20 protein-coding genes are annotated in these 20,843 nt (G+C 73.8%); 11 read left to right on the top strand and 9 right to left on the bottom strand.

What is annotated here, in order from left to right:
• Nucleotides 1–7: 7 nt before the first annotated feature.
• Nucleotides 8–1,423 carry an amino acid permease gene (locus ACWCSU_RS43610; RefSeq protein ID WP_449942411.1) on the bottom strand — a complete coding sequence of 472 codons (1,416 nt, stop codon included), beginning with the start codon at nucleotides 1,421–1,423 and terminating at the stop codon, nucleotides 8–10.
• A 90-nt stretch (nucleotides 1,424–1,513) separates the two neighbouring features.
• Complete coding sequence (locus ACWCSU_RS43605; RefSeq protein ID WP_449942410.1) at nucleotides 1,514–4,882, bottom strand: OmpL47-type beta-barrel domain-containing protein; 3,369 nt, start codon at nucleotides 4,880–4,882, stop codon at nucleotides 1,514–1,516.
• A gap of 239 nt (nucleotides 4,883–5,121) precedes the next feature.
• On the opposite strand from ACWCSU_RS43605, the gene ACWCSU_RS43600 reads away from it, so the two are divergent.
• From ACWCSU_RS43600 to ACWCSU_RS43590, 3 genes are read left to right on the top strand one after another with little or no spacing between them, the layout of a single operon-like run.
• Nucleotides 5,122–6,246, top strand: a complete 1,125-nt coding sequence (locus tag ACWCSU_RS43600) for a winged helix DNA-binding domain-containing protein (protein ID WP_449942409.1) — start codon at nucleotides 5,122–5,124, stop codon at nucleotides 6,244–6,246.
• Nucleotides 6,247–6,304: 58 nt separating this feature from the next.
• Nucleotides 6,305–6,931, top strand: coding sequence for a helix-turn-helix transcriptional regulator (locus ACWCSU_RS43595; RefSeq protein WP_449942408.1), 627 nt, complete (start codon nucleotides 6,305–6,307; stop codon nucleotides 6,929–6,931).
• On the top strand, nucleotides 6,928–8,058 hold the full coding sequence (locus ACWCSU_RS43590; RefSeq protein ID WP_449942407.1) for an aminotransferase class I/II-fold pyridoxal phosphate-dependent enzyme: 1,131 nt from the start codon (nucleotides 6,928–6,930) through the stop codon (nucleotides 8,056–8,058). Before ACWCSU_RS43595 ends, ACWCSU_RS43590 begins: the two co-directional genes overlap by 4 nt.
• A gap of 16 nt (nucleotides 8,059–8,074) precedes the next feature.
• Here ACWCSU_RS43590 and ACWCSU_RS43585 read toward each other — a convergent pair whose 3' ends face one another.
• From ACWCSU_RS43585 to ACWCSU_RS43565, 5 genes are all read right to left on the bottom strand, one after another.
• Entirely contained in the window at nucleotides 8,075–8,854 is a 780-nt protein-coding gene (locus ACWCSU_RS43585) for a TetR/AcrR family transcriptional regulator C-terminal domain-containing protein (protein ID WP_357705508.1), read from the bottom strand.
• A gap of 142 nt (nucleotides 8,855–8,996) precedes the next feature.
• Entirely contained in the window at nucleotides 8,997–9,347 is a 351-nt protein-coding gene (locus ACWCSU_RS43580; protein ID WP_449942406.1) for a hypothetical protein, read from the bottom strand.
• A gap of 173 nt (nucleotides 9,348–9,520) precedes the next feature.
• Entirely contained in the window at nucleotides 9,521–10,285 is a 765-nt protein-coding gene (locus ACWCSU_RS43575; RefSeq protein WP_449942405.1) for an alpha/beta fold hydrolase, read from the bottom strand.
• A gap of 70 nt (nucleotides 10,286–10,355) precedes the next feature.
• Nucleotides 10,356–10,991, bottom strand: coding sequence for a GNAT family N-acetyltransferase (locus tag ACWCSU_RS43570; RefSeq protein ID WP_449942404.1), 636 nt, complete (start codon nucleotides 10,989–10,991; stop codon nucleotides 10,356–10,358).
• A 22-nt stretch (nucleotides 10,992–11,013) separates the two neighbouring features.
• Complete coding sequence (locus ACWCSU_RS43565; RefSeq protein WP_357705504.1) at nucleotides 11,014–11,403, bottom strand: MerR family transcriptional regulator; 390 nt, start codon at nucleotides 11,401–11,403, stop codon at nucleotides 11,014–11,016.
• 55 nt (nucleotides 11,404–11,458) lie between these two features.
• Here ACWCSU_RS43565 and ACWCSU_RS43560 point away from each other — a divergent pair, with 55 nt between their 5' ends.
• Nucleotides 11,459–12,703 (top strand): MFS transporter, encoded by a 1,245-nt coding sequence (locus tag ACWCSU_RS43560; RefSeq protein ID WP_449942403.1) that lies wholly within the window; start codon nucleotides 11,459–11,461, stop codon nucleotides 12,701–12,703.
• Here the strand turns inward: ACWCSU_RS43560 and ACWCSU_RS43555 are convergent.
• The gene (locus ACWCSU_RS43555; RefSeq protein ID WP_449942402.1) at nucleotides 12,627–14,063 is read right to left on the bottom strand and encodes an LLM class flavin-dependent oxidoreductase; all 1,437 of its coding nucleotides are present in this window, start codon (nucleotides 14,061–14,063) and stop codon (nucleotides 12,627–12,629) included. The two genes, ACWCSU_RS43560 and ACWCSU_RS43555, sit on opposite strands and share 77 nt — an antisense overlap.
• A 93-nt stretch (nucleotides 14,064–14,156) precedes the next feature.
• On the opposite strand from ACWCSU_RS43555, the gene ACWCSU_RS43550 reads away from it, so the two are divergent.
• Nucleotides 14,157–14,627 carry a MarR family winged helix-turn-helix transcriptional regulator gene (locus ACWCSU_RS43550; RefSeq protein WP_357705501.1) on the top strand — a complete coding sequence of 157 codons (471 nt, stop codon included), beginning with the start codon at nucleotides 14,157–14,159 and terminating at the stop codon, nucleotides 14,625–14,627.
• A 24-nt stretch (nucleotides 14,628–14,651) separates the two neighbouring features.
• On the opposite strand, the gene ACWCSU_RS43545 is transcribed toward ACWCSU_RS43550, so the two are convergent.
• Nucleotides 14,652–15,611 (bottom strand): DsbA family protein, encoded by a 960-nt coding sequence (locus ACWCSU_RS43545; RefSeq protein WP_449942401.1) that lies wholly within the window; start codon nucleotides 15,609–15,611, stop codon nucleotides 14,652–14,654.
• A 57-nt stretch (nucleotides 15,612–15,668) separates the two neighbouring features.
• Between ACWCSU_RS43545 and ACWCSU_RS43540 the strand changes: the two genes are divergently transcribed.
• From ACWCSU_RS43540 to ACWCSU_RS43515, 6 genes are all read left to right on the top strand, one after another.
• Entirely contained in the window at nucleotides 15,669–16,232 is a 564-nt protein-coding gene (locus ACWCSU_RS43540; RefSeq protein ID WP_397039756.1) for a TetR/AcrR family transcriptional regulator, read from the top strand.
• Nucleotides 16,233–16,353: 121 nt separating this feature from the next.
• On the top strand, nucleotides 16,354–17,325 hold the full coding sequence (locus ACWCSU_RS43535; protein ID WP_364098131.1) for a small ribosomal subunit Rsm22 family protein: 972 nt from the start codon (nucleotides 16,354–16,356) through the stop codon (nucleotides 17,323–17,325).
• A 27-nt stretch (nucleotides 17,326–17,352) separates the two neighbouring features.
• Entirely contained in the window at nucleotides 17,353–18,120 is a 768-nt protein-coding gene (locus ACWCSU_RS43530; protein WP_449942400.1) for a GNAT family N-acetyltransferase, read from the top strand.
• 44 nt (nucleotides 18,121–18,164) lie between these two features.
• Nucleotides 18,165–19,052 (top strand): pentapeptide repeat-containing protein, encoded by an 888-nt coding sequence (locus tag ACWCSU_RS43525; protein WP_449942399.1) that lies wholly within the window; start codon nucleotides 18,165–18,167, stop codon nucleotides 19,050–19,052.
• 29 nt (nucleotides 19,053–19,081) lie between these two features.
• The gene (locus ACWCSU_RS43520) at nucleotides 19,082–19,561 is read left to right on the top strand and encodes an RrF2 family transcriptional regulator (protein ID WP_357705495.1); all 480 of its coding nucleotides are present in this window, start codon (nucleotides 19,082–19,084) and stop codon (nucleotides 19,559–19,561) included.
• 44 nt (nucleotides 19,562–19,605) lie between these two features.
• The gene (locus ACWCSU_RS43515; RefSeq protein WP_449942398.1) at nucleotides 19,606–20,799 is read left to right on the top strand and encodes an MFS transporter; all 1,194 of its coding nucleotides are present in this window, start codon (nucleotides 19,606–19,608) and stop codon (nucleotides 20,797–20,799) included.
• Nucleotides 20,800–20,843 lie beyond the last annotated feature (44 nt).

Raw genomic sequence — 20,843 nt, 5'->3', positions numbered from 1 at the left:
CGGCAAGTCAGTCGCGGCGGTTCAGCGCGGAGTGGCGGCGCCCGTAGGCGAAGTAGATCACCAGCCCGATCAGGAACCACACGACGAACCTGAGCCAGGTCAGCGGCTCCAGGAACGTGATCAGCCAGATGGAGAAGAGCACCCCGATCGCCGGCACCACCGGCATGCCCGGCATGCGGAACCCGCGCGGCAGGTCGGGACGCCGGTAGCGCAGCACGATCACCGCCGCGCAGACCACCACGAAGGCCAGCAGGATGCCGATGTTGGTCAGCTCCGCCGCCTCCCTGATCGGCAGGAACCCGGCGATGATCGCCGAGGCGACGCCGACGATCCAGGTCACCCTGACCGGCACGTGCCGTACGGGGTGGAGCTTGGCGAACCAGGACGGCAGCAGCCCGTCGCGGCTCATCGCGAACCACACGCGGGTCACGCCGAGCATGAACGTGAACATGACGGTCAGGATGCCGACGATGGCGCCGACCGCGATCACGCTGGCCAGTCCCGACAGCCCGACGGACGCGAACGCCGAGGAGAAGCCGCTCTCGGGGTCGATGTCCTGGTAGTTCTGCATGCCGGTGAGGACGAGGCAGGCCAGCACGTACAGGACCATCGAGATGGCCAGGGAGTACAGGATGGCCTTGGGCATGTGCCGCTGGGCGTCCTTCGACTCCTCGGCGGCCGTGCTCATCGCGTCGTAGCCGAAGACGGCGAAGAACACGGTGGCCGCGCCGGTCACCGCCCCGCCGAACCCGAAGGGGAAGAACGGCGTGTAGTTCTCGGTGCGGATGTAGAAGAAGCCCACCACGATCACCAGCAGCACCACCGCGACCTTGATCATGACGACGAACGTCTCGAACCGGGCGGCCGACCGCATCCCGAGGTTGAGCAGGAACGCGATGAACAGGCACAGAATCCCGGCGAACAGGTCGACGACGTGCCCCGGGCCGGTGCCCGGCGCGCCGAGCATCCAGGCGGGCAGGTCGATGCCGAGCTGGCCGAGGAGGAAACCGAAGTAGCCCGAGATGCCGATCGCCACGACCGCGACGATGGCGGTGTACTCCAGCAGCAGGTCCCAGCCGATGAACCAGCCGACGATCTCGCCGAGCACCGCGTAGCCGTACGTGTACGCCGATCCGGCCTTCGGGATCATGCCGGTGAACTCCGCGTAGGAGAACGCGGCGGCGGCGCTGGCGATGCCCGCGATCAGGAAGGAGATCACGACGGCGGGCCCGGCGGTCTGGTTGGCGACGGCGCCGGCGAGCGCGAAGATGCCGGCGCCGATGATGCCGCCCACCCCGATCGCGGTGAGCTGCCAGAGCCCGAGCACGCGGTTGAGCTCACCTTCGTGCTCGGTGGCGATCTGTTCTACCGGTTTGCGGCGGAAAATCCCGGACCCGCCGCCGAAGCCTCGCGCAGACGTCATGGCGGGGTCCTGCCCTGACAGGATGTCCGCCATGCGCATGACACCGGAAGTCGGACGGACCGGCTCAAGGCGGGCCGGCCCGTCCGCGACCTAGCCGGCGCGTCCCACGGTGATCCGGGTGCGGGCCTCGGTGGCGTTGCCCGCCCGGTCGACCGCCCGGTACGTGACCGTGTACACCCGGTCCTCGGCGCCGTCCCGCTCGGCGCGCAGCGCGAAGGCGGTGTCGTCGGTGCCGGGGTCGGCCCCGCGGACGTCGTCCGCGGCGTCGCCCTGGGAGCTGGTGACCGAGACCAGGGTGACGGTGACGGGCCCGGCGTCGGACGCCTTCAGCGCGACCCGCACCGGGACCAGCCTGCGGTTCGGCGGCCACAGCCGGGCGGGGTCCGGCGTGACGGTCAGCGTGGGGGCCGTCGCGTCGATCCGGACGGTGACCGTCCTGGGCTCCTCGACGTTGCCCGCCCGGTCGGCGCTGCGGAAGGCGAGCACGCTCTCCCCTTCGCGGTCCACCCGCACGGGGGCCGTGTAGGGCTGCCAGGCTCCGTCGCCGAGCCGGTACTTGGTGCGCTCGACGCCGGAGCCCGCGTCGGCGGCGGTCAGGACCACGGTGACGGGCTCGGCCGACCAGCCGGAGGGCACCCCGGACGCGGTCGTCACCGGCGCCTCGCCGTCCTCGGTCGCGGGAGCGGAGTGGATCTTGAAGCCGTCCACGATGAAGTACGAGCCGTCCTTCTTGACGCCCTTGAGCGTGTGCGGGCCCGGCGCGAGCCCGGTCTTGCGGTAGACGACCTTCTGGTACACCCGGGTCGGGTTGCTGTTGTCGATCGTGGCGTCGAGCTTGCCGTCCAGGTAGAGGTCGACCTTGCCCTCGTCGGAGTTGACCTGGGCGACGTACTCGACGCCGGTGCCGTGGAAGGCCAGCTCGAAGGAGTCGCCGTCGTTCTGGGTGGCGTGCAGGTCGTCGAGGGTCGAGCCCGCGCCGCCGCGCCGGTCGTTCTTCCAGTCCCAGCCCTGGCCGGTGTAGGTGACGCCGGAGACGTTGTCGATGGTCTCCACGCCGTACGCCTTGGTCAGGCTCACGTCCGACAGCGCCTGCGCCCGCCAGACCTTCAGCGCCACCGGACGCCCGGCGGGCGTGCGGTTGTAGACCTTCCAGAAGCTGTCACGGTCGGTGACCTTGGTACCCGCGATCTCCCTGATCACGTCGCCGGTGCGCAGCCCCTGCCCGTGGGCGTGGGACCCGGCCGGGACGGCGGCCAGGAACAGGCCGTCGTAGTCGGTGAGCCCGACCGAGGACTTCACCTCGTCGCTGTGGACCTCGGTGGCCGTCGCGCCCATGAGCGGCTCGGCCAGGTTGCCGATCGTCATGCCGGTCTCGGGCTCGCGCCAGGTGAGCGGCGGCGGCGTGGGCGCGCCGGGCCTGCCGAAACCGGTCATCGGGAACGGCTGGAACCCCAGCGCCAGGGCGGGGGAGCCGGCCTTGAGCGTGTAGTCGAGCTTGGCCGGGTCGGCGTACGGGCTCGCCCCCTCGAACAGCGGGTCGGCGACGACCGAGCGGGTGTCGAGCCCGCGGGCCCGCCAGGCGGCGGTGATGTCGGCGACGGGTCTGCCGTTGTTCCAGAACAGGTTGTCGTCGTAGACGGTCCCGGAGGTGGACGGGTCGCTCTGGATGAAGTCGTAGGGGTCGTCGGTGACGAAGATGTTCTTCTCGACGACGTCGCCGTTGTTCTCGTAGGAGACGTGGAAGTGGCCGCCGCCGTTGACGAAGACGTTGCCGCGCACGGTCCTGTGGAAGCCCTCGCGTAGCTTCACCCCGCCGTTGAGCAGCAGGTTCCCGGTGATCTCGTAGTTGGAGGAGCCGTCGTCGAGGTCGATGTCCCATTGGGAGGAGTGCCGGATCCGGTTGTGCCGGATCTTCGTCGTCTCCGTCGCGTCGAGCTTGGCGTACGCCTTCTTCTGGGCGTCGCCGGCCGTCAGCGGCCAGAACCGGTCGCGGCCCCAGGAGTTGATCGGCCCGTGGTCGGAGGTCTCCTTGACGCAGTCGAAGATGTCGTTGTCCTCGATGACGTGCCCGCCCCACGTGCCGTCGTTGATGTTGACGCAGGCGCGCGGGCCGTCGTGCACGGTGTTGCCGGAGACCGTGACCCGGCGGCTCATCGAGATCTGCACGCCGGAGCTCTGCTTCTCGAACCGGCCGTTGCGGGTCATGTGGTTGCCGCTGACGGTGATGTCGCGCGGGTAGTCCTCGGTCTTCGGGCCCGGCGTGGTGTCGGTGATCGTGCGGCGCATGTCGTCCCAGGTGGACGGCTCGCGGACGGCCGCCGGCGAGCCGACAATGGCGACGTCGCTGGCCCCTGACTCGCGGAACTCGCCGCCGGAGACGACGTTGCCCTCGGCGTAGCCGTCCATGAAGACGGCGTTGCCGCCGACCTGGTCGAAGCGGGCGTCGCGGATGGTGATCTGCTTGCTGTTCTTCAGGTAGACCGCGCCGGCGCGGACGATCGCCCAGTCGCCGAGCTGCAGTTTCTCGTACGGGCGGCTGAACAGCGTGCGGTGGGTCTGGGTGAAGGTGAACCCGGTGAAGGTGAGGTCGTGCACCGGCGCGGACGGCGAGTCGCCGACGACGCGGACGAGTTCCTCGCGTTCGGCGGTCTCGACGCGGGCCTCGGCCGGGTCGAGACCGGCGGGCGGCTGGAGGTAGAGGCGGCCGGCGTCCTTGTCGTAGAACCACTCGCCGGGGGCGTCCAGCTCCTCCAGGACGTTCTCGACCATGCGCTTCTGCGGGTGCAGGCCGTCGCCCCGGTTGTTGTCGCCGACCCACTTCAGGATCGGGTCGCCGCCGGGCGCGACGCCGGTCACCCTGAAGGAGTTCCCGCCCCATTCGCCCTGGTGCAGCCCGCGGACCAGCGCAGTCGTCGGGTTCTTCCAGCGGGCGACCCGTTCGGGGGAGATCGCGTCGGCGGCGTACCCGTCGAGCACGGCGACCGTGGGGTCGGCGTTGGGGTAGCGGGCCAGGACCTGCCGCGTGCCGTCGAGGAACAGCTCGTCGAAGTCGAGCCCCGGGCCGATGTCGGCGACCAGGGTCGCGCCCTGGTACGGGGTCCAGGCGGGGGTCAGCCGGCGTCCGCCGCTGAGCACGACCTGCTCGCCGGGGGCCGCCTCGTAGACGGCGCCGGAGTCGGCGGGGGTGAAGGTGAGGGGCTCGGCGAGGTGGTAGACGCCGCCGCGGACCCGTACCCGGGGCGGCTCCTGCACGGACGGCAGGGCCGCGCGCACGGCGAGCTGGGCGCGCGCGATCGTCCTGAACGGCGCCGCCTCGGTGCCGGCGGCGCTGTCGTCGCCGTCGGGGGAGACGTGGAAGACGGTGCCGGCCGCGTTGGCGGAGGCTGGGGTGAGGGCGGTCAGTCCGGTCGCGGCGAGAGCCGCCGCGAGGAGCAGCCGCCAGGGCTTGCCATGGCGCACAAGGGCCTCCAGTCGGGGGATGGCCCTCATTGTGGCCAACCCCTTAGGTGAAGACGATCACGTCGAGGTCACGTTTCATCCGATCTATCAACACCTGTACTCGCCAAGTGAGGCTGAAACAGCCCCTGAATCCCTTTCCTGCCCTGCTTATGATCGGATCTTTCGTCGTGGGGGGAATGAGGAACGAACCTTGCCGCATCACCTCCTACGGTGAAGGGGAACGCACCGAGGAGGAATTCGTGATCGAACTGTCGTGGCCGCAGGTCAGCGCGCGACGTCTGGAGCGCGCCCACCTGGCCGCCCCCGCCGCGGACAAGGGCCAGGCCGCCGTCGTGGCCGCCATGTGCGGGGCGCACGCCCAGGTCATGTCGGCGGCCGAGCTCTCGATCGGCCTGCGCCTCGACGGCGTCACCCGCCTCCACGTGCGCGAGGCGTTGTGGGGCGAGCAGGCCCTGGTCAAGACGCACGGGCCGCGCGGAACCGTGCACCTGCTCCCGGCGGCCGAGCTGCCCATGTGGTGGGGCGCCCTGTCGTCGATGCCCGCCGGGCCCGCCGGGGCCGAGGGCGCCCGGATGACGGCCGAGCAGACCGACGAGGTCGTCCGGGCCGTGCGCGACGTGCTGTCCGTGGCCGACATGACGATCGACGAGCTGAGCGACGCGGTCGTCGCCGCCACCGGGCCGTGGGCGGGCGACCTGGTCATGCCGGCGTTCCAGGGCATGTGGCCGCGCTGGCGGCAGGCGATGGCCACGGCGGCGCACCGGGGCGCGTTCGTGTACGGGCCGGCCAGGGGACGCAAGGTCACCTACCGCGTCGCGCCGGACGTCCCCGTGCCGGCGGACGGGCGGGCCGGCCTGGTCAGGGCCTACCTGGCCGCGTACGGGCCGGCCACCCCGGCCCAGTTCGCCCAGTGGGCCGGGGCGCCGGTGCGGTGGGCGGCCGAGGGGTTCGCGTCGGTGGAGACCGAGCACGTGCTGTTCGACGGGCGTCCGGCCCAGGTGCTGGCGGGGGACACGACGGTGCCGGACGGGCCGCCGCGCGGCGTGCGGCTGCTGCCGTACTTCGACGCGTACCTGGTCGCGGGCCGCCCGCGCGAGCTGCTCTATCCCGGCCCGGCCTTCCGGCGGGCGCTGGCCGGCGGCCAGGCGGGCAACTTCCCCGTGCTGCTCGTGGACGGCGAGGTGCGCGGCGTGTGGCACCAGCGGCGCTCCGGCGGCAGGATCGACGTCACCGTCGAACCGCTGTCCGGCCTGACCGCCGCCCAGCTCCGCGAGCTCGACGAGCAGGTGGAACGGGTGGCGGAGATCCTGGAGGGCAGGCCGCGCCTGACCATCGGCCCGGTGACCGTGGGCGCGCACGCCTGACGGCCGGCCCACCGTCCCGTTTGGACAGACTGTCCGAATTGGACATAAGATCCGAGATGTGACGGAGACGGATACCCGCGTGCGGCTGTGGTCACCGGTGTGCGAGGCGGTGGCGGCGCTGCTGGCCCCGTACGCCGAGGTGATCCTGCACGACGTCCGCGGCGACCGGGTGCTGGGCGTGTGGAACCCGATGTCCGGGCGCGCCCCCGGCGCCCCTTCGCTGCTCGGCGAACTGGACCGGCTCGACTCCTCGCCCAACGGCGTCTACGGCCCCTACGAGAAGCTGACGGCCGACGGGCGGCGGCTGTCGTCGGTGAGCGCCGTGCTGCGCGACCCCGACGGCGAGCCGTCCGCGGTGCTCTGCGTGAACCTCGACCGCACCCCGCTGGAGCAGGCCGCGACCCTGCTGGCCGCCTTCGCCGCGCCGTCGGCGCCCCGCCCCGAGGCGCTGTTCGAGCAGGACTGGACCGATCGCGTCCAGCGGATCGTCGGCGCCTACGTCCGCGAGCACGGGCGGCCGGTGGAACGGCTGACCCGCGAGGACCGGCTCGCCGTGGTGGCCGAGCTCGAACTGGCCGGGGTCTTCGCCGTCCGGCGGGCCGCGACCGTCGTCGCGGGGGCGTTGCGGACCTCCCGTTCCACCCTCTACGCCCTGCTCGCCGAGCTCAGGAGGAGCCGACCGTGACCCGACTGCCCGACTTCCGGCTGGAGGTCTACTTCTCTCGCTGGGAGTTCACCGCCCGGCACCACATGGCCGCCTCCGACGCGCAGACCATGACCATGTCCGGCCTGCTCGCCCTGGCCGGCGACGACGACCGGCACGCCTGGGAGACGTTGTCGCTCGGCTACACCGAGACCTTCGGCGACCCCGGGCTGCGCCGGGCCGTCGCGGACACCTACGAGCAGCTCACCGCGGACGACGTGATCGTCTTCGCGGGCGCCGAGGAGGCCCTGTACCTGGCCATGCAGGTGCTGCTCGGCCCCGGCGACCACGCCGTGGTGGTCACGCCCTGCTACCAGTCCGCCGAGACGGTGCCGGCGTCGTTGTGCGAGGTCACCGGCGTCGCGCTCGATCCCGACCGCGACTGGGCGCTCGACCTCGACGCCGTGGCCGCCGCCATCCGGCCGAACACCCGCGTGGTGTCGGTCAACTTCCCCAACAACCCGACGGGCAAGGTCATCGGCGCCGCCGACCTCGCCCGGCTGGCCGAGCTGTGCGAGGAGCGCGGCGTCCACCTGTTCAGTGACGAGGTCTACCGCGGCCTGGAGCTCGACCCCGCCCTTACGCTGCCGCAGGCCGCCGACCTGTCGCCGACGGCGCTCTCACTGAACGTCACCTCCAAGTCCCTCGGCCTGCCCGGCCTGCGCATCGGCTGGATCGCCTGCCGCGACCGCGAGCTGCGCGCCCGCCTCGAACGCGCCAAGCACTACACGACCATCTGCAACTCCGCGCCCAGCGAGATCCTGGCCCGCATCGCGATCAAGGCGCGGGAGACCATCCTGGAGCGCAACCGCGGGATCATCGCCGCCAACCTGCCCCGGTTCGAGGCGTTCTTCGGGGAGTTCGGCGACCTGTTCGAGTGGCGGGCGCCCGACGGTGGCTGCGTCACGTTCCCGCGCTACCTGGGCGCCGACGGCGTCGAGGCGTTCTGCGCCGAGCTGGTCGAACGGGCCGGCGTGCTGCTGCTTCCCGCGAGCGTCTACCGGTCGGAGCTCACGCCCACGCCGGACGACCGGTTCCGCCTCGGCGTGGGCCGCAGCGACCCCGGGCCGGCCCTGGAAGCCTGGGCGTCCTTCCTCAGGAGGCGCTGACCCCGGCGGGCGCGGGTCAGCCCGCCCCGACGGCGACCTCCACGCCGTCGAGCAGCACGGTGAGCCCGACCGTGAACGCCTCGTTCACCTTGTGCTCCACGTACGGCTCGCCCTCGCCGGGGACGCCGCCCTCGCTCTCCACCCAGGCCACCATGGGGAAGCGGGCCGCGAACCCCGGCGCGACCTCCTCCAGCAGGCGCGACCGGGTGAGCCACCACTCCTCGTCCGACACGCCGGTGGCCGAGGGCGCCTGCCGGGACTCGGCGACCGTCCTGGCCGCGCCGCGGACGAAGTCGAACAGCAGCGACACCACGCCGCGCAGCCGGGGCGGCCGCAGGCCGGTCTCGCGCAGGATCGCGACCAGGCTCTCCAGCAGCGCGAACTCGTTGGGGCCGAGCACCGGCCGGGCCTGCGACACCTGGAGCAGCCACGGGTGGCGCTGGTAGAACCGCCACAGGTGCTCGGCCCACGCGGTGACCGCCGCCCGCCAGCCTCCGGCCAGGTCGTAGGCGGTGGGCAGCTCGCCCAGGGCCTTGTCGTACATGAGGTCCACCAGCTCGCCCTTGCTGGGGACGTAGGTGTAGAGGGCCATGCCGGTGCGGCCCAGCCGTTCGCCCACCTTGCGCATGGACAGCGCGGCCATGCCCTCGGCGTCGGCGACGGCGATGGCGGCGTCGACGATCACGTCCACGCTCAGGCCCGGCTTGGGGCCGGGACGCGACTCGCCCGGCTCCTCGGTCCGCCACAGCAACGCCATCGAACGGCGCGCGTCCCCCTGCCCGGCGAAGACGACCACAGTACCGACTCTCCTCTGCCGTGGATCTCTTTACGGCAGAAGATATCAGCGGCCGGGGGCACGCCCGGGAGCCGCCGCGGGGACGCGCCGATCCCGGCACCCTCGCGGGGCGCCGGGATCGAGGTGTGTGAGGGGGCCGGTCCTAGACGCCGACGCCCGCGCCCGGGCCGTAGCCGTGACCGATCCAGTTGCCGTTGCCGCTGCCCGGCCAGTTGTGGCGGCCGTGGTCCTTGTGCTTCCAGCCCCAGCCCTCGTCGTCGCCGTCGTAGCCGTGCTCACCGCCCTTGCAGGCGTCGGCGTCACGGGTGCCGGCGAACCTGCCCTCCTTCGTGACGTGGTGGTACGTGGAGTCGTCGTTCGTTCCGAGGCTGCAGTTGTCCGGGTACCAGTGCCTCTCGTCGTTCCAGGTGTCCGCGGCGGCCACGCCGGCCATGCTGAACACCGTGGCCGCGACGAGCAGCGCACCGCCGGCGGCGATGAGGTTACCTCTCATGAGCTCCCCCTGTAATCACGAAGTGACATCGGCCATCACTATACGTAGCGATCTTGGACGGCTTCCGCAGCGCCACACCCGGTTTCCCCCAACAGCGGGCCCCCGACCAGCAAACTCCAGGACGCCGGCGGCCCCGGCCTGGCAAGGGAACGCGGGCCGCCGGACCGCCGTCCTCAGGCGAAGAACTCGGCCAGCGCCGGCCCGAGCACGCCCGGCTCGACGTCGTGGAACCCGCCCGGCAGACGGCGGTGCCGCGCCCCCGGCACGGCCTCGGCGACCGCCGCCGTGGACGCGTGCAGCCTCTCCGGACTGGCCGCGCTGTCGATGAGGAGCGTGGGCACGGCGAGGCCGGCGTACCGGGACAGCGTGGCCGTGCCGGTCAGCCGGAGGTCGTGGACGAGCGTGGGCGCGATGCCCTCCAGCACCGGACGGGACGGCGACCCCGCCATGGCCGCCACCATCTCGGGCGGGATGCCGACCGAGAGCTGGAACGCCTCGACCGCCGCGCCGCGCCGCCCCTCCTTGACCAGCCTGTCCAGCTCGTCGCCCAGCCCGGCGTCGTCGCCGAGCGGCGGCGGCTCGAACAGCGCCAGCCTGGCGATCGGCACCCCGGCCGCGGCCGCCTCCAGCGCCAGCACCGCGCCGGAGGAGTGGCCGAAGACGCGTACGTCGCCACCGGCCCGCCCGATCACGGCGGCCAGGTCGTCCACCTCGCGCGCCACGGAGAAGTCGGCGCTTTCGGCGCCGTCGCCGCTGTCGCCGCGCCCGCGCCGGTCGTAGGTGAGGACGGTGAAGCCGCGGGCCAGTTCGGCCGCCAGCGGCCCGCCCGGCCCCGAGCCGCGGAAGCACATCGCTCCGTCCACCAGGACGACGGCGGGCCCCTCGCCTGCCTGGTCGTAGGCGATGCGGGTGCCGTCACCGGAGATGACCGTGTTCATCGTTGTCCCTTTCCGTTGTGTTCCCGATGCCCTCCCGACGAACGGGACCCGCCGGGACAGACACCTTCGTTCAGCCGTCTTCCGGAAGAAGCAGCACCTCGGCGCCCATCGGGAGGTAACCCGCCGCGAGGAAGGCCCGTACGCTCGCGGCGTTGCCCGGCGCGATCTGCGCCCACAGCGGGCCGGGCGTCAGGTGCCTGGCCGCCGTGGCCAGCGACCTGCCGAGCCCCCGCCCGCGGTGCTCCGGCTCCACCTCGACGGCCGCCTCCCAGCGTCCGGCCACGCCGCGTCCCAGCGTGACCAGGCCGCCGCCGTCGCCGGTGACCCACACCCGTACGGCGTCGCGGTGGCGGCGGGCCCGGACGACCCGCGGATGGTCGGCGGCGGCGAGCTCCTCCAGCGGGAGCGGAGGCGGCCCGGGGAGCGGGGTGGCCAGCGCGAGCAGGTCGAGGTTGCCGGTCCGCCGGCCGGTCGCGGCCTCCATCGCCGTCAGGAACGCGGGCATGAGCGGGGCCGACAGGTCGCCGGCGGGCAGCAGGGCGTGCACCCGCGCCGGTTCGACGTCGGCGAAGACGACCGTGTGGGCGGTGAAGGCGATGATCCCCGCGTCGCGCTCCGACGGCTGGGGCAGGACGGTCACGGTGCCGTCGGGGGCGGGCGGGCGGCCCGACGTCGCGTCCGAGAGAAGGTCGGCCAAGGTCTCCATGCCCCTCATTCCAGCAGAACGATCAGGCGGAGGCCGCGCCCTCGCCCGCGGCGGACCGCACGGCGGCCAGGTAGGCGTGGATGGCGTCCCGGTTGCGGGACAGGCACTCGATGCGCTGCTGGATGCGGCCAGCCTCGGCCTGCAACAGCTCGGCCAGCTCGGACGTCAGGCACGCCGGATGCAGGTGGATCTCGTCCGGCCTGGTCAGGAACGGCAGGATCCGGCGGATGATCTCCGTGGTGAGGCCGGAGTCGAGCAGGCCGCGGATCTGCTGGACCCGGTAGACCGCCGACTCGGGGTAGTCCCGGTAGCCGTTGTCGGCGCGGTCGGGGTGCAGGAGGTCCTGCTCCTCGTAGTAGCGGAGCATGCGCGTCGGCACGCCCGTACGCTGGGACAACTGTCCGATCTTCATGCTTCCCTCGGGTGATTTGCCTTCACACTGATGTGAAGGTTTCAGCATAGGCGGCATGTCTCCTGCGAAACTCCCGTGGGCGGGCCTGCTCGCGCTGTTCACGGCGGCGTTCACGGCCGTGATGACCGAACTCCTCCCGGCGGGCCTGCTGCCGCAGCTCTCCGGCGCCCTCGGCGTGCCGGAGGGAACGGCCGGCTTCCTCGTGACCGCCTACGCGGTCGCCTCCTTCCTGGCCGCGATCCCGCTGACCTCGCTGCTGCGAGGGCTGCCCAGGCGGCAGGTGCTGGTGGCCGCGCTGAGCGGGTTCGCGCTGCTCAACGCCGTCACGGCGGTGTCGTCGTCGTACGCGGTGACGTTCGGGGCGCGGGTCGGCGCGGGGGCGATGGGCGGCATCCTGTGGGCCATGCTCGTCGGGTACGCCGCCCGCATGGTCCCCGCCGAGCGCCGCGGGAGGGCCATCGCGATCGTCTCGGCCGGGATCACCGTGGCGCTGTGCGCGGGCATCCCGGCGGGGACGCAGCTCGCGGCGGCCGTCGGATGGCGGGCGGCGTTCGGGTCGCTGTCGGCGGTGGCGGTGGTCCTGGTGGGCTGGGTCATGTGGAAGGTGCCGCCCTTCCCCGGCGAGCCGGCGGCGCGGCGGGTGCCGCTGCGGCGGGTCGCGGTCATCCCCGGCGTCAGGACCGTGCTGGCGGTGACGGTCCTGGTGCTGCTGGGGCACCAGGCGATGTACACGTACCTGGCGCTGTTCGCCGAGCGGGCGGGGTTCGGCCGGCCGGGGACCGTGCTGCTGGTGTTCGGCGTGGCCACGGTGGCGGGGATCTGGGTGGTCGGCGCGGTGATCGACCGGCGTCCGCGGGCGACCCTGCTCGCGGTGCTGGCGGCGGTGGCCGCGTCCATGTCGGCCCTCGGCCTGTACGCCGGGTCCGCCGCGGTGCTGCTGGGCGCGGTCGCGTTGTGGGGCATGGCGTTCGGGGGCGCGCCGACCTTGTTGCAGACCGCGCTGGTCACCGCCTCGGGGCCGGACCACGCCGACGTGGCCACGTCCATGCAGACCACCGTCTACAACGCGGGCATCGCGGCCGGATCGCTCACCGGAGGGCTGGTGCTGGAGGGTGCGGGGGCGGGCGCGCTGCCGTGGACCGCGCTCCCGGCCGCCGTCGCCGCCCTGGCCATCGTGGCCGCCGCCCGCCGGTACGCCTTCCCGGCGCCCGGCGGCCCCGCGGTCAGAAACCGTGCCTCGACAGCGGCGGCACCAGCTCCCGCTCCTCGTACGACAGGTGGGACAGCAGCGCGTCGCTGAGCAGGTCGACGGCGGTACGCAGGTCGTCCAGGCCGCCGGGCTCGCCGACGAAGGCGACCAGCGTGCGGTCCACCCGTTCGATGATCTTGTGGATCGCCTCGTGCTCCTCCTGGAGGCGGTCCAGCACGGGCGCGAGCCCCGGCTCGGCCCGGCGCAGCTTCGGGAAGACCATGCTGTCCTCGCCGGTGTGGTGCATGGTGACGAGCCGGCAGTACGACTCGCAGTACGCCCCCAGCGTCCAGTTGTTCTGCCGCATCGTCATGGTCGCGATGTGCGAACGGGCGGCGCCCGCGTCGATCGTCCCCGCGGCCACCTGCTCGACGAGGTCGCGGAGCTGGGCCAGCTCGGCCCGCAGGTGGTCGTGCACGTCCACGAGGTGCTGCCCGGCGGCCTGCTCCTGCGGGGTGTAGCGGCGGCCCGGGTCGGGGTCGGGCGCGGTGGGGCGGGTGGCCTCGTCCCAGACGCGGGTCTCGGGGCGGGTCTCGGGGCGGCGTTCCGGCTCCGGGGACCGTCCGCGCCCGGCGGCGACCAGCTCGCGTACGGCCGGGGCGGTCTCGGCGGCGAACCGCTCGATCTGCCGCGGATCGCCGGACATGAGGATGAAGCCGCTCACCCCGTGGACGAGGGCGAGCTCGGCGAGCTGCTCGGCGGGCAGCGGCTCGGCCAGGTTGAGCAGCCGCCGCACGTCGGACGGCGACCGTCCGGCCTCGGTGGCGGCCTCGTCGATGACGGCGTTCCCCTCGGCCAGGGCGGCGGCGTCCGTGAGGCGGGGGAGCGAGGGCAGCCAGCCGTCGGCCAGCCGCCCGGTGAGCCGGAGCATGCGCGGCTTGTACGCCCCGATCCAGATCCCGATGTCGTGGGCCGGTCGCGGGCCGCGCTTGAGCCCGTCCACCCGGTAGTGCTCGCCGCGGTGGTGGATGCCGCCGCGCGTGCCGGTGTCCCAGCTCGCGCGGATGATCCCGATGCCCTCCTCCAGTGCGTCCACGGCCTGGGCCGGTGTGTGCCGGGGGCCGCCCATGGCCTCGATGGCGTCCCAGTAGCCGCCCGCGCCGAGCGCCAGCTCGAACCGGCCGTGGCTGAGCAGGTCGAGGCTAGCCGCGGCCTGGGCGAGCACGGCCGGCGGGCGCAGCGGCAGCGGGTGCACGTTGCCGGCCAGCCGGATGTGCTCGGTGCGCGCGGCGACGAAGGCGAGCAGCGTCCAGGTGTCGAGGAGTGCGGGCTGGTAGGGGTGGTCCTGGAAGGTCACCAGGTCGAGCCCGGCGCGCTCGGCGAGCTGGGCGAGGGCCACGACCTCGTCCGCCTGCCCGGCGGCCGGGACGAGGTTGGCGCTGAACATCAGGTCGTGTCGGTAGTCGGGCATGAGGGGCTCACCCATTAGTTGGTTGTACGAACTGTTTGTGTCGCGAAGTAAATTTAGTTCGTGCCGCCAACTACTGTCAATTACACTGGTCGCATGGTCGCCACCGAAGCGCCCGGCCTGAGCCTCACCGAGGCGCTCGTCCGCCTGGCGCACCTGGTCCATCAGGTCTACGGCGAGGTCAGCAGGGAACACGACCTGACCCCGCAGCAGGCCCAGCTCCTGTGCCTGCTGGTCGACGGGCCCATCGGGATGACCGGGCTGACCCGGGCGCTGCACCTGGAGAAGTCGAGCCTGACCGGGCTGGTCGACCGCGCCGAGAAACGCGGGCTGGTGGCCCGGGTGCGCGACGCGCGCGACCGCCGCGCCTGCCTGATCGAGCTGACCTGCGCGGGCGCGGAGATCGCGGTGCGTGCCCACGACGGGGTGACGGCCCGCCTGGAGACGCTTGCCGCCGGTCTGCCCGCGCCGCACCGCGACCTGCTGGCCGGGACCATCGGGACGATCCTGACCGAGGACACCGCCCGTACGGGCCGCGCCTGGGCCGCCCCCGAACCCGGCCGCTGACCGGCCGGCCGCCGTGGCTCGGCGTCAGGCGTAGTCGGGGGTCATGGCGGCGGCCAGGGTCAGGTGCGGGGCCGCCTGCTCCGGGTGGCCCTGGCGGTGGAGGGTGCGGCCGAGGAGGTGACGGGCGTAGGAGTCGTCGGGCGCCTCGGCGACCAGGCTCTCCAGGGCCGTACGTGCCCGGCCGAGCTGGGCCGAGGCGAAGTACGACCTGGCGGCCAGCAGCCGCACCCCGCGATCCGTCCCGTGCTCGTCGAGCAGCGGGCGCAGCAGCGTGAGCGCGCCGAGCGGGTCGCGCTGGTCGAGCAGCGACTCGGCGAGGCGCAGGCGCTCCACCTCGGCGGGCAGCCGCCTGACCGGGTGGCCGGCGGCGTCGGCCAGGAACTCCCTGATCACGTCCGGCGCCTGGGCCCCGGCCAGGGCGCGGTCGCCCGCCACGATGGTCGGCGACGTGCGCACGCCCTTGGCCTTGCCTGTGAGCAGCAGCTCGCGCACCAGAGCGGCGCCCCGCCCGTCCCACGGCACTCCGGACTCGGCGGCGATCGCCGACAGCACGGCCGGGTCGCCGATGTCGCGGGTCTCGACGAAGTGGGCCGACAACACCCGCTCGACCACGGACGACTGCAGGGCCGCGCCGCCCGTCTCGTACGCCACGGCGATCAGCCGGTGGGCCTCCAGCGTGTTGGGCCGCCAGGCCGCCCCCCACTGCCCCCCGAGCCCCTCGTCGGCGGCGATGCCCGCCACCCGCACCCGGTTGTCGGCCGGGGACAGGCCGGGCGAGCAGGCCCGCAGCGCCTCGTCGGCCATCGGGTCGCGCAGCGCCTCCGCCAGCGGCTCGGCCTTCGCGGGGGCCGACGGATCGATCTGGTACGGCCGCCAGACCACCTCGACCGGCTCGCCCTCCCAGGACGCGAGGGCCTTCTCCAGCCGCCGCTTCCCGATGTGGGCCCATCCGCAGACCATGTCCGCCCAGACTTCGATTCGCATGGCAGGCAATCTATGCGACAACTGTCGATTAGTCAACATGTGTCGTATAGTGGCGGCGTGAACCCGGATGATCCGCGCGCGCGGCGTACGCGTGCCCGTCTCAAGGCCGCCGTGCTGGAGCTGGCCGCCCGGCAGGAACTGGGCAGCATCACCATGTCCGCGCTCGCCCAGCACGCCGAGGTCAACCGCGCCACGGTCTACCTCCACTATCCGGACGTCGACGCGCTGGTCACCGACGCCATGGAGGACGCCGTCACCGCCGTGGCGCGGGCGGCCGCCCTGTGCCCGCTCGACGCCCCCCGCGACCGGCCGCCGGCCCCGCTGGCGGAGCTGTTCGACCACGTGGCCGCCAACGCCACCCTGTACGAGCGCATGCTCGGCGGCCAGGGCAGCGCCCGCTTCGCCGCCCGGATGCGCGAGCGGCTCACCGAGGAGCTGACCGGCCGGTTCGCCGCGGGCAACCGTCCGGCGGGGTTCGAGGACGTGCCCGCCGACGTGCACGCCGCCTTCCTGGCCGGGGCGCTCATCGGCGTGATCACGCACTGGGTGTGCGGCGGCCGCCGGGACGCCGGCGCGGCCCAGTCGTTCTGGCGGCTGTTCCGGCCCCCGCTTCCCGGCTGAGCTCCGCCGCCCCCTTGATACGCTGCGTCGCGACATCGCTGGACGGACGGCAGTTCACCGGCCCCTCGCCGAGGTCGACACCGCCCTTCCCCGACACCGCCCAGACCGCCAGGACGACACGATGACCATGCTCCCCGACGAGCTCAGGACCGCTCTGGAGTCGGCCCTGGCCCGCTACGCGCCGCACGACCTGTCCCGCGCGACAGAACAGCTCACCGAGCGCTACCGCACCGGCCCGTCCGCCGCCGCGCCGCACCTGCGCACCCCGGCCGACATCGCGGCCTACGCCGCCTACCGGATGCCCGCCACGTACGCCGCCGCGGGCACCGCCATGCGCCGGGCCGCCGCGATGACCCCGGGCTTCGCGCCGCGGACGCAGCTCGACGTGGGCGGCGGCACCGGCGCGGCGGTCTGGGCGGCCGGGCCGGTCTGGCCCTCGCTGGAGCGCGTCACCGTCATCGAGCACGACCCCCAGATCATCGAACTCGGCCGGCGGCTGGCCAGGACCGCGCCCGTGCGCGACGTCACCTGGCGACGCGCCTCGATCGACCCGGGGCTCGACCGGCCCGCGGCCGACCTGGTCACCATGTCCTACGCCCTGAACGAGCTGCCCCCGCAGCGGCACGCCGACGTCGTGCGCTGGCTGGCCGGGGACGCGACGATGGTGATCGTCATCGAGCCCGGCACCCCCGCCGGCTACGCCAACATCGCCACCGCCCGGGAGACGCTGACAGGGTGCGGCCTGACCATCGTCGCCCCCTGCCCGCACGACGGCCCCTGCCCGATCCGGCAGGGCGGCGACTGGTGCCACTTCTCCGTACGCCTGCCGCGCACCTCTCTCCACCGCCGCGTCAAGTCGGGCACGCTCGGCTTCGAGGACGAGAAGTTCTCCTACGTGGCCGCCGTACGGGGGGAGTGGCCGCGGGCGGCGGCCCGCGTCCTGCGCCACCCGCAGAAGCGCAAGGGCATGGTGTCGCTGCGCCTGTGCACCGGCGACGAGGTCCGGGACGTGGTCGTCTCCAAGCGGCAGGGCGAGCTGTACCGGCTGGCCCGCGACGTCGACTGGGGCGACGACTGGCCGGCCGCCGACTGACCGCCGCCCGGCGGTAGGGTCGGCGAAATGGACCATGACGAGGTTTTGGCGCTGTTCGACCGGCAGTCGCGGCGGGAGGCGCGCCCCGACGGGCCGGGCGCCAGGGTCGAGCGCGACGGCGACGTGGTGCGCCAGGTCGGGCCGCCGCACGCGTGGAACGGCGTCCTGTGGTCCGGCCTCGACGAGGAGAGCGCCGACGCGGCCGTCGCCCGCCAGGTGCGCTTCTTCGGCGACCTCGGCCTGGGGTTCGAGTGGAAGCTGTACGCCCACGACCGGCCCGCCGACCTGGCCGACCGGCTCCTGGCCGCCGGGTTCGCCGCCGAGCCCGCCGAGACCGTGATGGTGGCCCGGATCGCCGACCTCGACACCACGGTCGAGCCGCCCGACGGCGTGCGCCTGGTGCCGGTCACCGACGCGGCGGGCGTGGAGTCGCTGGCCGAGGTGCACGAGCTGGCCTTCGGCACCGACAGCGGCCGACTCCGCGACCACCTGCTGGCACGGCTGTCCGACGACACCGTCGTCCCCGTCCTGGCGGTGGCGGACGGGCGGCCGGTGAGCGCGGCCCGGCTCGACCTGACCCCCGGCACGAGCTTCGCCGGGCTGTGGGGCGGCGGCACGGTGCCGGGCTGGCGGGGGCGCGGGCTCTACCGGGCGCTGATCGCCTGGCGGGCGCGGCGGGCCGCCGACCGCGGCTACGACTACCTCCAGGTCGACGCCTCCGACCAGAGCCGGCCGATCCTGCTCGGGCTCGGGTTCGTCCCGCTGACCACGACCACGCCGTACGTGCGGCCCTGACCTCGCCGGTACCCTGGGCACACCCCGTCGTGACAAGGAGAGCGTTGCCCGAGAGGAACCCGCGCGAGCTCGGCCTGCTGGCCGACTGCGAGAGCTGTTTCGCCCTGTGCTGCGTCGCCCTGCCGTTCGCCGCCTCGGCCGACTTCGCCGTCGCCAAGGACGCCGGCCGTCCCTGCGTCAACCTGCGCGACGACTTCCGCTGCGGCATCCACGCCCAGCTCCGGCAGCGCGGTTTCCCCGGCTGCACCGTCTTCGACTGCTTCGGCGCCGGGCAGAAGGTCTCCCAGGTCACCTTCGAGGGCCGCGACTGGCGTGCCGCGCCCGAGACGTCCGGGCAGATGTTCGCCGTGTTCCCGGTCATGCGGCAGCTGCACGAGCTGCTGTGGTACCTCGCCGAGGCGCTCACCCTCGACGCCGCCGCGGAGATCGCCCCCGAGCTGCGGGCGGCGTACGAGGCGACCGAGCGCCTGACCCGCGAGAGCCCCGGCGTCCTGGAGCGGTTCGACGTGGCCGCCCACCGGGGTGAGGTCAACACGCTGCTGCTGCGGACGAGCGAGCTGGTCAGGGCCGGTCGGCGGGGCAGGGAGCACCGCGGGGCCGACCTGATCGGCGCCAACCTCAAGGGCGCCGACCTGCGCGCGGCCAACCTGCGCGGCGCCTACCTCATCGGCGCGAACCTGCGCGGGGCCGACCTGCGCCTGGCCGACCTGATCGGCGCCGACCTGCGCGGCGCCGACCTGTCCGGGGCCGACCTCACCGGCTGCGTCTTCCTCACCCAGGCCCAGGTCAACGCGGCCAAGGGCACCCACGCCACGAAACTGCCCGCCTCCCTGGCCCGCCCCGACCACTGGACGGCCACCGCCGGCGAGCCGGCGCCCCGCGGCCGCCGCGACAGGGCCGGCTCCCGTGGGCGGCAGGGCCGCCGCGGCTGACCCGAAAGGGACATGTAGTATCCCCTTTCATGCGCATGGGTGAAGGCGTCGAATGGGGGCTCCACTGCTGCCTGGTGCTGGCGTGGCTGGAGGACGAGGCCCCGCTGCCCACCGGGCGGCTGGCGGCGCTGTTCGAGCTGCCGCCCGTCTACCTCAAGAAGCGGCTCCAGGCGCTGGTACGCGCGGGCGTCCTGGCCTCGGTGCCGGGCGCGCAGGGCGGGTTCAGGCTGGCCAGGCCGCCCGGCCGGATCACGCTCATGGACGTCGTGGCCGCGGTCGAGGGCCCGGACGAGGCGTTCAGGTGCACCGAGATCCGGCAGCGCGGCGCGGGGGCCGAGGCGCCCGCCCGCGAGTTCGCCCACCCCTGCGGGGTCGCCGCGGCCATGCGCCGGGCCGAGCTCGCCTGGCGGCGCGAGCTGGCCGCCCAGACCGTCGCCGACCTCATGGCCGCGGCTCCGGCGAACGCCCCTGACCGCGCGCGCCGCCACTACGAACGCCTTCGCGGCTGAATCCGACCCCGCCCACAGGGCGCACACGTGTGAGGAGAATCGGGATGTCGAATGTCCCGAATGAGACGGAGTCCCGGGGGCTCGCCCCGACGCTCGTGCTGGCGCTCGGGACGTTCGCGGTGGGCACGGACGCGTTCGTGGTCGCCGGATTCCTGCCGGACCTGGCCGCGTCGCTGGGCGTCACCGAGGGGGCGGCCGGGCAGTCGGTGACGGTGTTCGCCGCGGCGTACGCGGTGCTGTCGCCCGTCCTGGCCACCGTCGCCGCGCGGGTCCCGCGGCGGGTCCTGCTGGTCGCGGCGCTGGTCGTGCTCGGACTGGCCAACCTGGGGTCGGCGCTGGCGCCGTCGTTCCCCGTGCTGGTGGTCACCCGGGTGCTGGCCGCGGCGGGGGCGGCGGCGTACACGCCGGGCGCGGGCGCGGTGGCGGCCGCTCTGGTGCGGCCCGAGCTGCGGGCGCGGGCGCTGGCCGTGGTGGTGGGCGGGCTGACGGTCGCGACGGCGCTCGGCGTGCCGCTCGGCGGCCTGGCCGGCGAACGGCTCGGATGGCGGTACGCGCTCGGCGCGGTGGCCGTGGCCTGCCTGGCGGTCGCCGCCGGGGTGCGCGCCGTCATGCCGGTGCTGCCGGGCGCGCCGCCGGTGCCGCTGCGTGCCAGGCTGGACGTGCTGAGGCGCCCGGCGGTGACGGCCATCCTGCCGCTCACCGTGCTCGGGATGGCGGCCAGCTACACGGTCTACGCCTACAGCGCGCCCGCTCTGCGCGCCGTGGGCGTGGAGGGGACGGCGGGCCTGCTCTTCCTGTACGGGCTCGGCGCCGTCCTCGGCAACCTGGCCGCCGGGTACGCCACCGACCGGTGGGGCGCGCACCGGGTGCTCCCGGCCGCGTACCTGGTCATGGCCGTCAGCCTGGGGCTGCTCGGCTGGATGGCGGCGCCCGGCGCGCTGTCCGGCATGCCGTCAGGCGTGCTGGTCGGGGTGCTGGTCCTGGCGTGGGGCGCGAGCAGCTGGTGCCAGACGCCGCCGCAGCAGCACCGGCTCATCGCCGCCGCGCCCCGGGAGGCGCCGCTGGTGGTCTCGCTCAACTCCTCGGCGATCTACGCGGGGATCGGCGCGGGCACGCTGCTCGGCGGGCTCACGCTGCCGTCGGGCGCGGCCCTCACGTACGGGACCGGCGCGGCGCTGGCGGCCGTCGCCCTGGCGTACGCCCTGGCCACCCGCCACCGGGACCGGGACCGGCCATGACGACCACCGCGCCCTACCTGCCGGACCTTTCCGTCCTCTCGCCG

It is taken from the genome of Nonomuraea sp. NPDC001699, from assembly GCF_053596455.1.
The sequence above is the reverse complement of the archived record's forward strand: the minus strand, read 5'-3'. Positions and strand labels throughout refer to the sequence as shown.

What these genes read in the sequence shown, in the direction of transcription:
- ACWCSU_RS43580 (WP_449942406.1), bottom strand. Translation starts at nt 9,347, where the DNA reads ATGAGAGGTAACCTCATCGCCGCCGGCGGTGCGCTGCTCGTCGCGGCC.
- ACWCSU_RS43550 (WP_357705501.1), top strand. Translation starts at nt 14,157, where the DNA reads ATGGTCGCCACCGAAGCGCCCGGCCTGAGCCTCACCGAGGCGCTCGTC.
- ACWCSU_RS43575 (WP_449942405.1), bottom strand. Translation starts at nt 10,285, where the DNA reads ATGAACACGGTCATCTCCGGTGACGGCACCCGCATCGCCTACGACCAG.
- ACWCSU_RS43565 (WP_357705504.1), bottom strand. Translation starts at nt 11,403, where the DNA reads ATGAAGATCGGACAGTTGTCCCAGCGTACGGGCGTGCCGACGCGCATG.
- ACWCSU_RS43515 (WP_449942398.1), top strand. Translation starts at nt 19,606, where the DNA reads ATGTCGAATGTCCCGAATGAGACGGAGTCCCGGGGGCTCGCCCCGACG.
- ACWCSU_RS43545 (WP_449942401.1), bottom strand. Translation starts at nt 15,611, where the DNA reads ATGCGAATCGAAGTCTGGGCGGACATGGTCTGCGGATGGGCCCACATC.
- ACWCSU_RS43555 (WP_449942402.1), bottom strand. Translation starts at nt 14,063, where the DNA reads ATGCCCGACTACCGACACGACCTGATGTTCAGCGCCAACCTCGTCCCG.
- ACWCSU_RS43535 (WP_364098131.1), top strand. Translation starts at nt 16,354, where the DNA reads ATGACCATGCTCCCCGACGAGCTCAGGACCGCTCTGGAGTCGGCCCTG.
- ACWCSU_RS43560 (WP_449942403.1), top strand. Translation starts at nt 11,459, where the DNA reads ATGTCTCCTGCGAAACTCCCGTGGGCGGGCCTGCTCGCGCTGTTCACG.
- ACWCSU_RS43570 (WP_449942404.1), bottom strand. Translation starts at nt 10,991, where the DNA reads ATGGAGACCTTGGCCGACCTTCTCTCGGACGCGACGTCGGGCCGCCCG.
- ACWCSU_RS43610 (WP_449942411.1), bottom strand. Translation starts at nt 1,423, where the DNA reads ATGACGTCTGCGCGAGGCTTCGGCGGCGGGTCCGGGATTTTCCGCCGC.
- ACWCSU_RS43530 (WP_449942400.1), top strand. Translation starts at nt 17,353, where the DNA reads ATGGACCATGACGAGGTTTTGGCGCTGTTCGACCGGCAGTCGCGGCGG.
- ACWCSU_RS43520 (WP_357705495.1), top strand. Translation starts at nt 19,082, where the DNA reads ATGCGCATGGGTGAAGGCGTCGAATGGGGGCTCCACTGCTGCCTGGTG.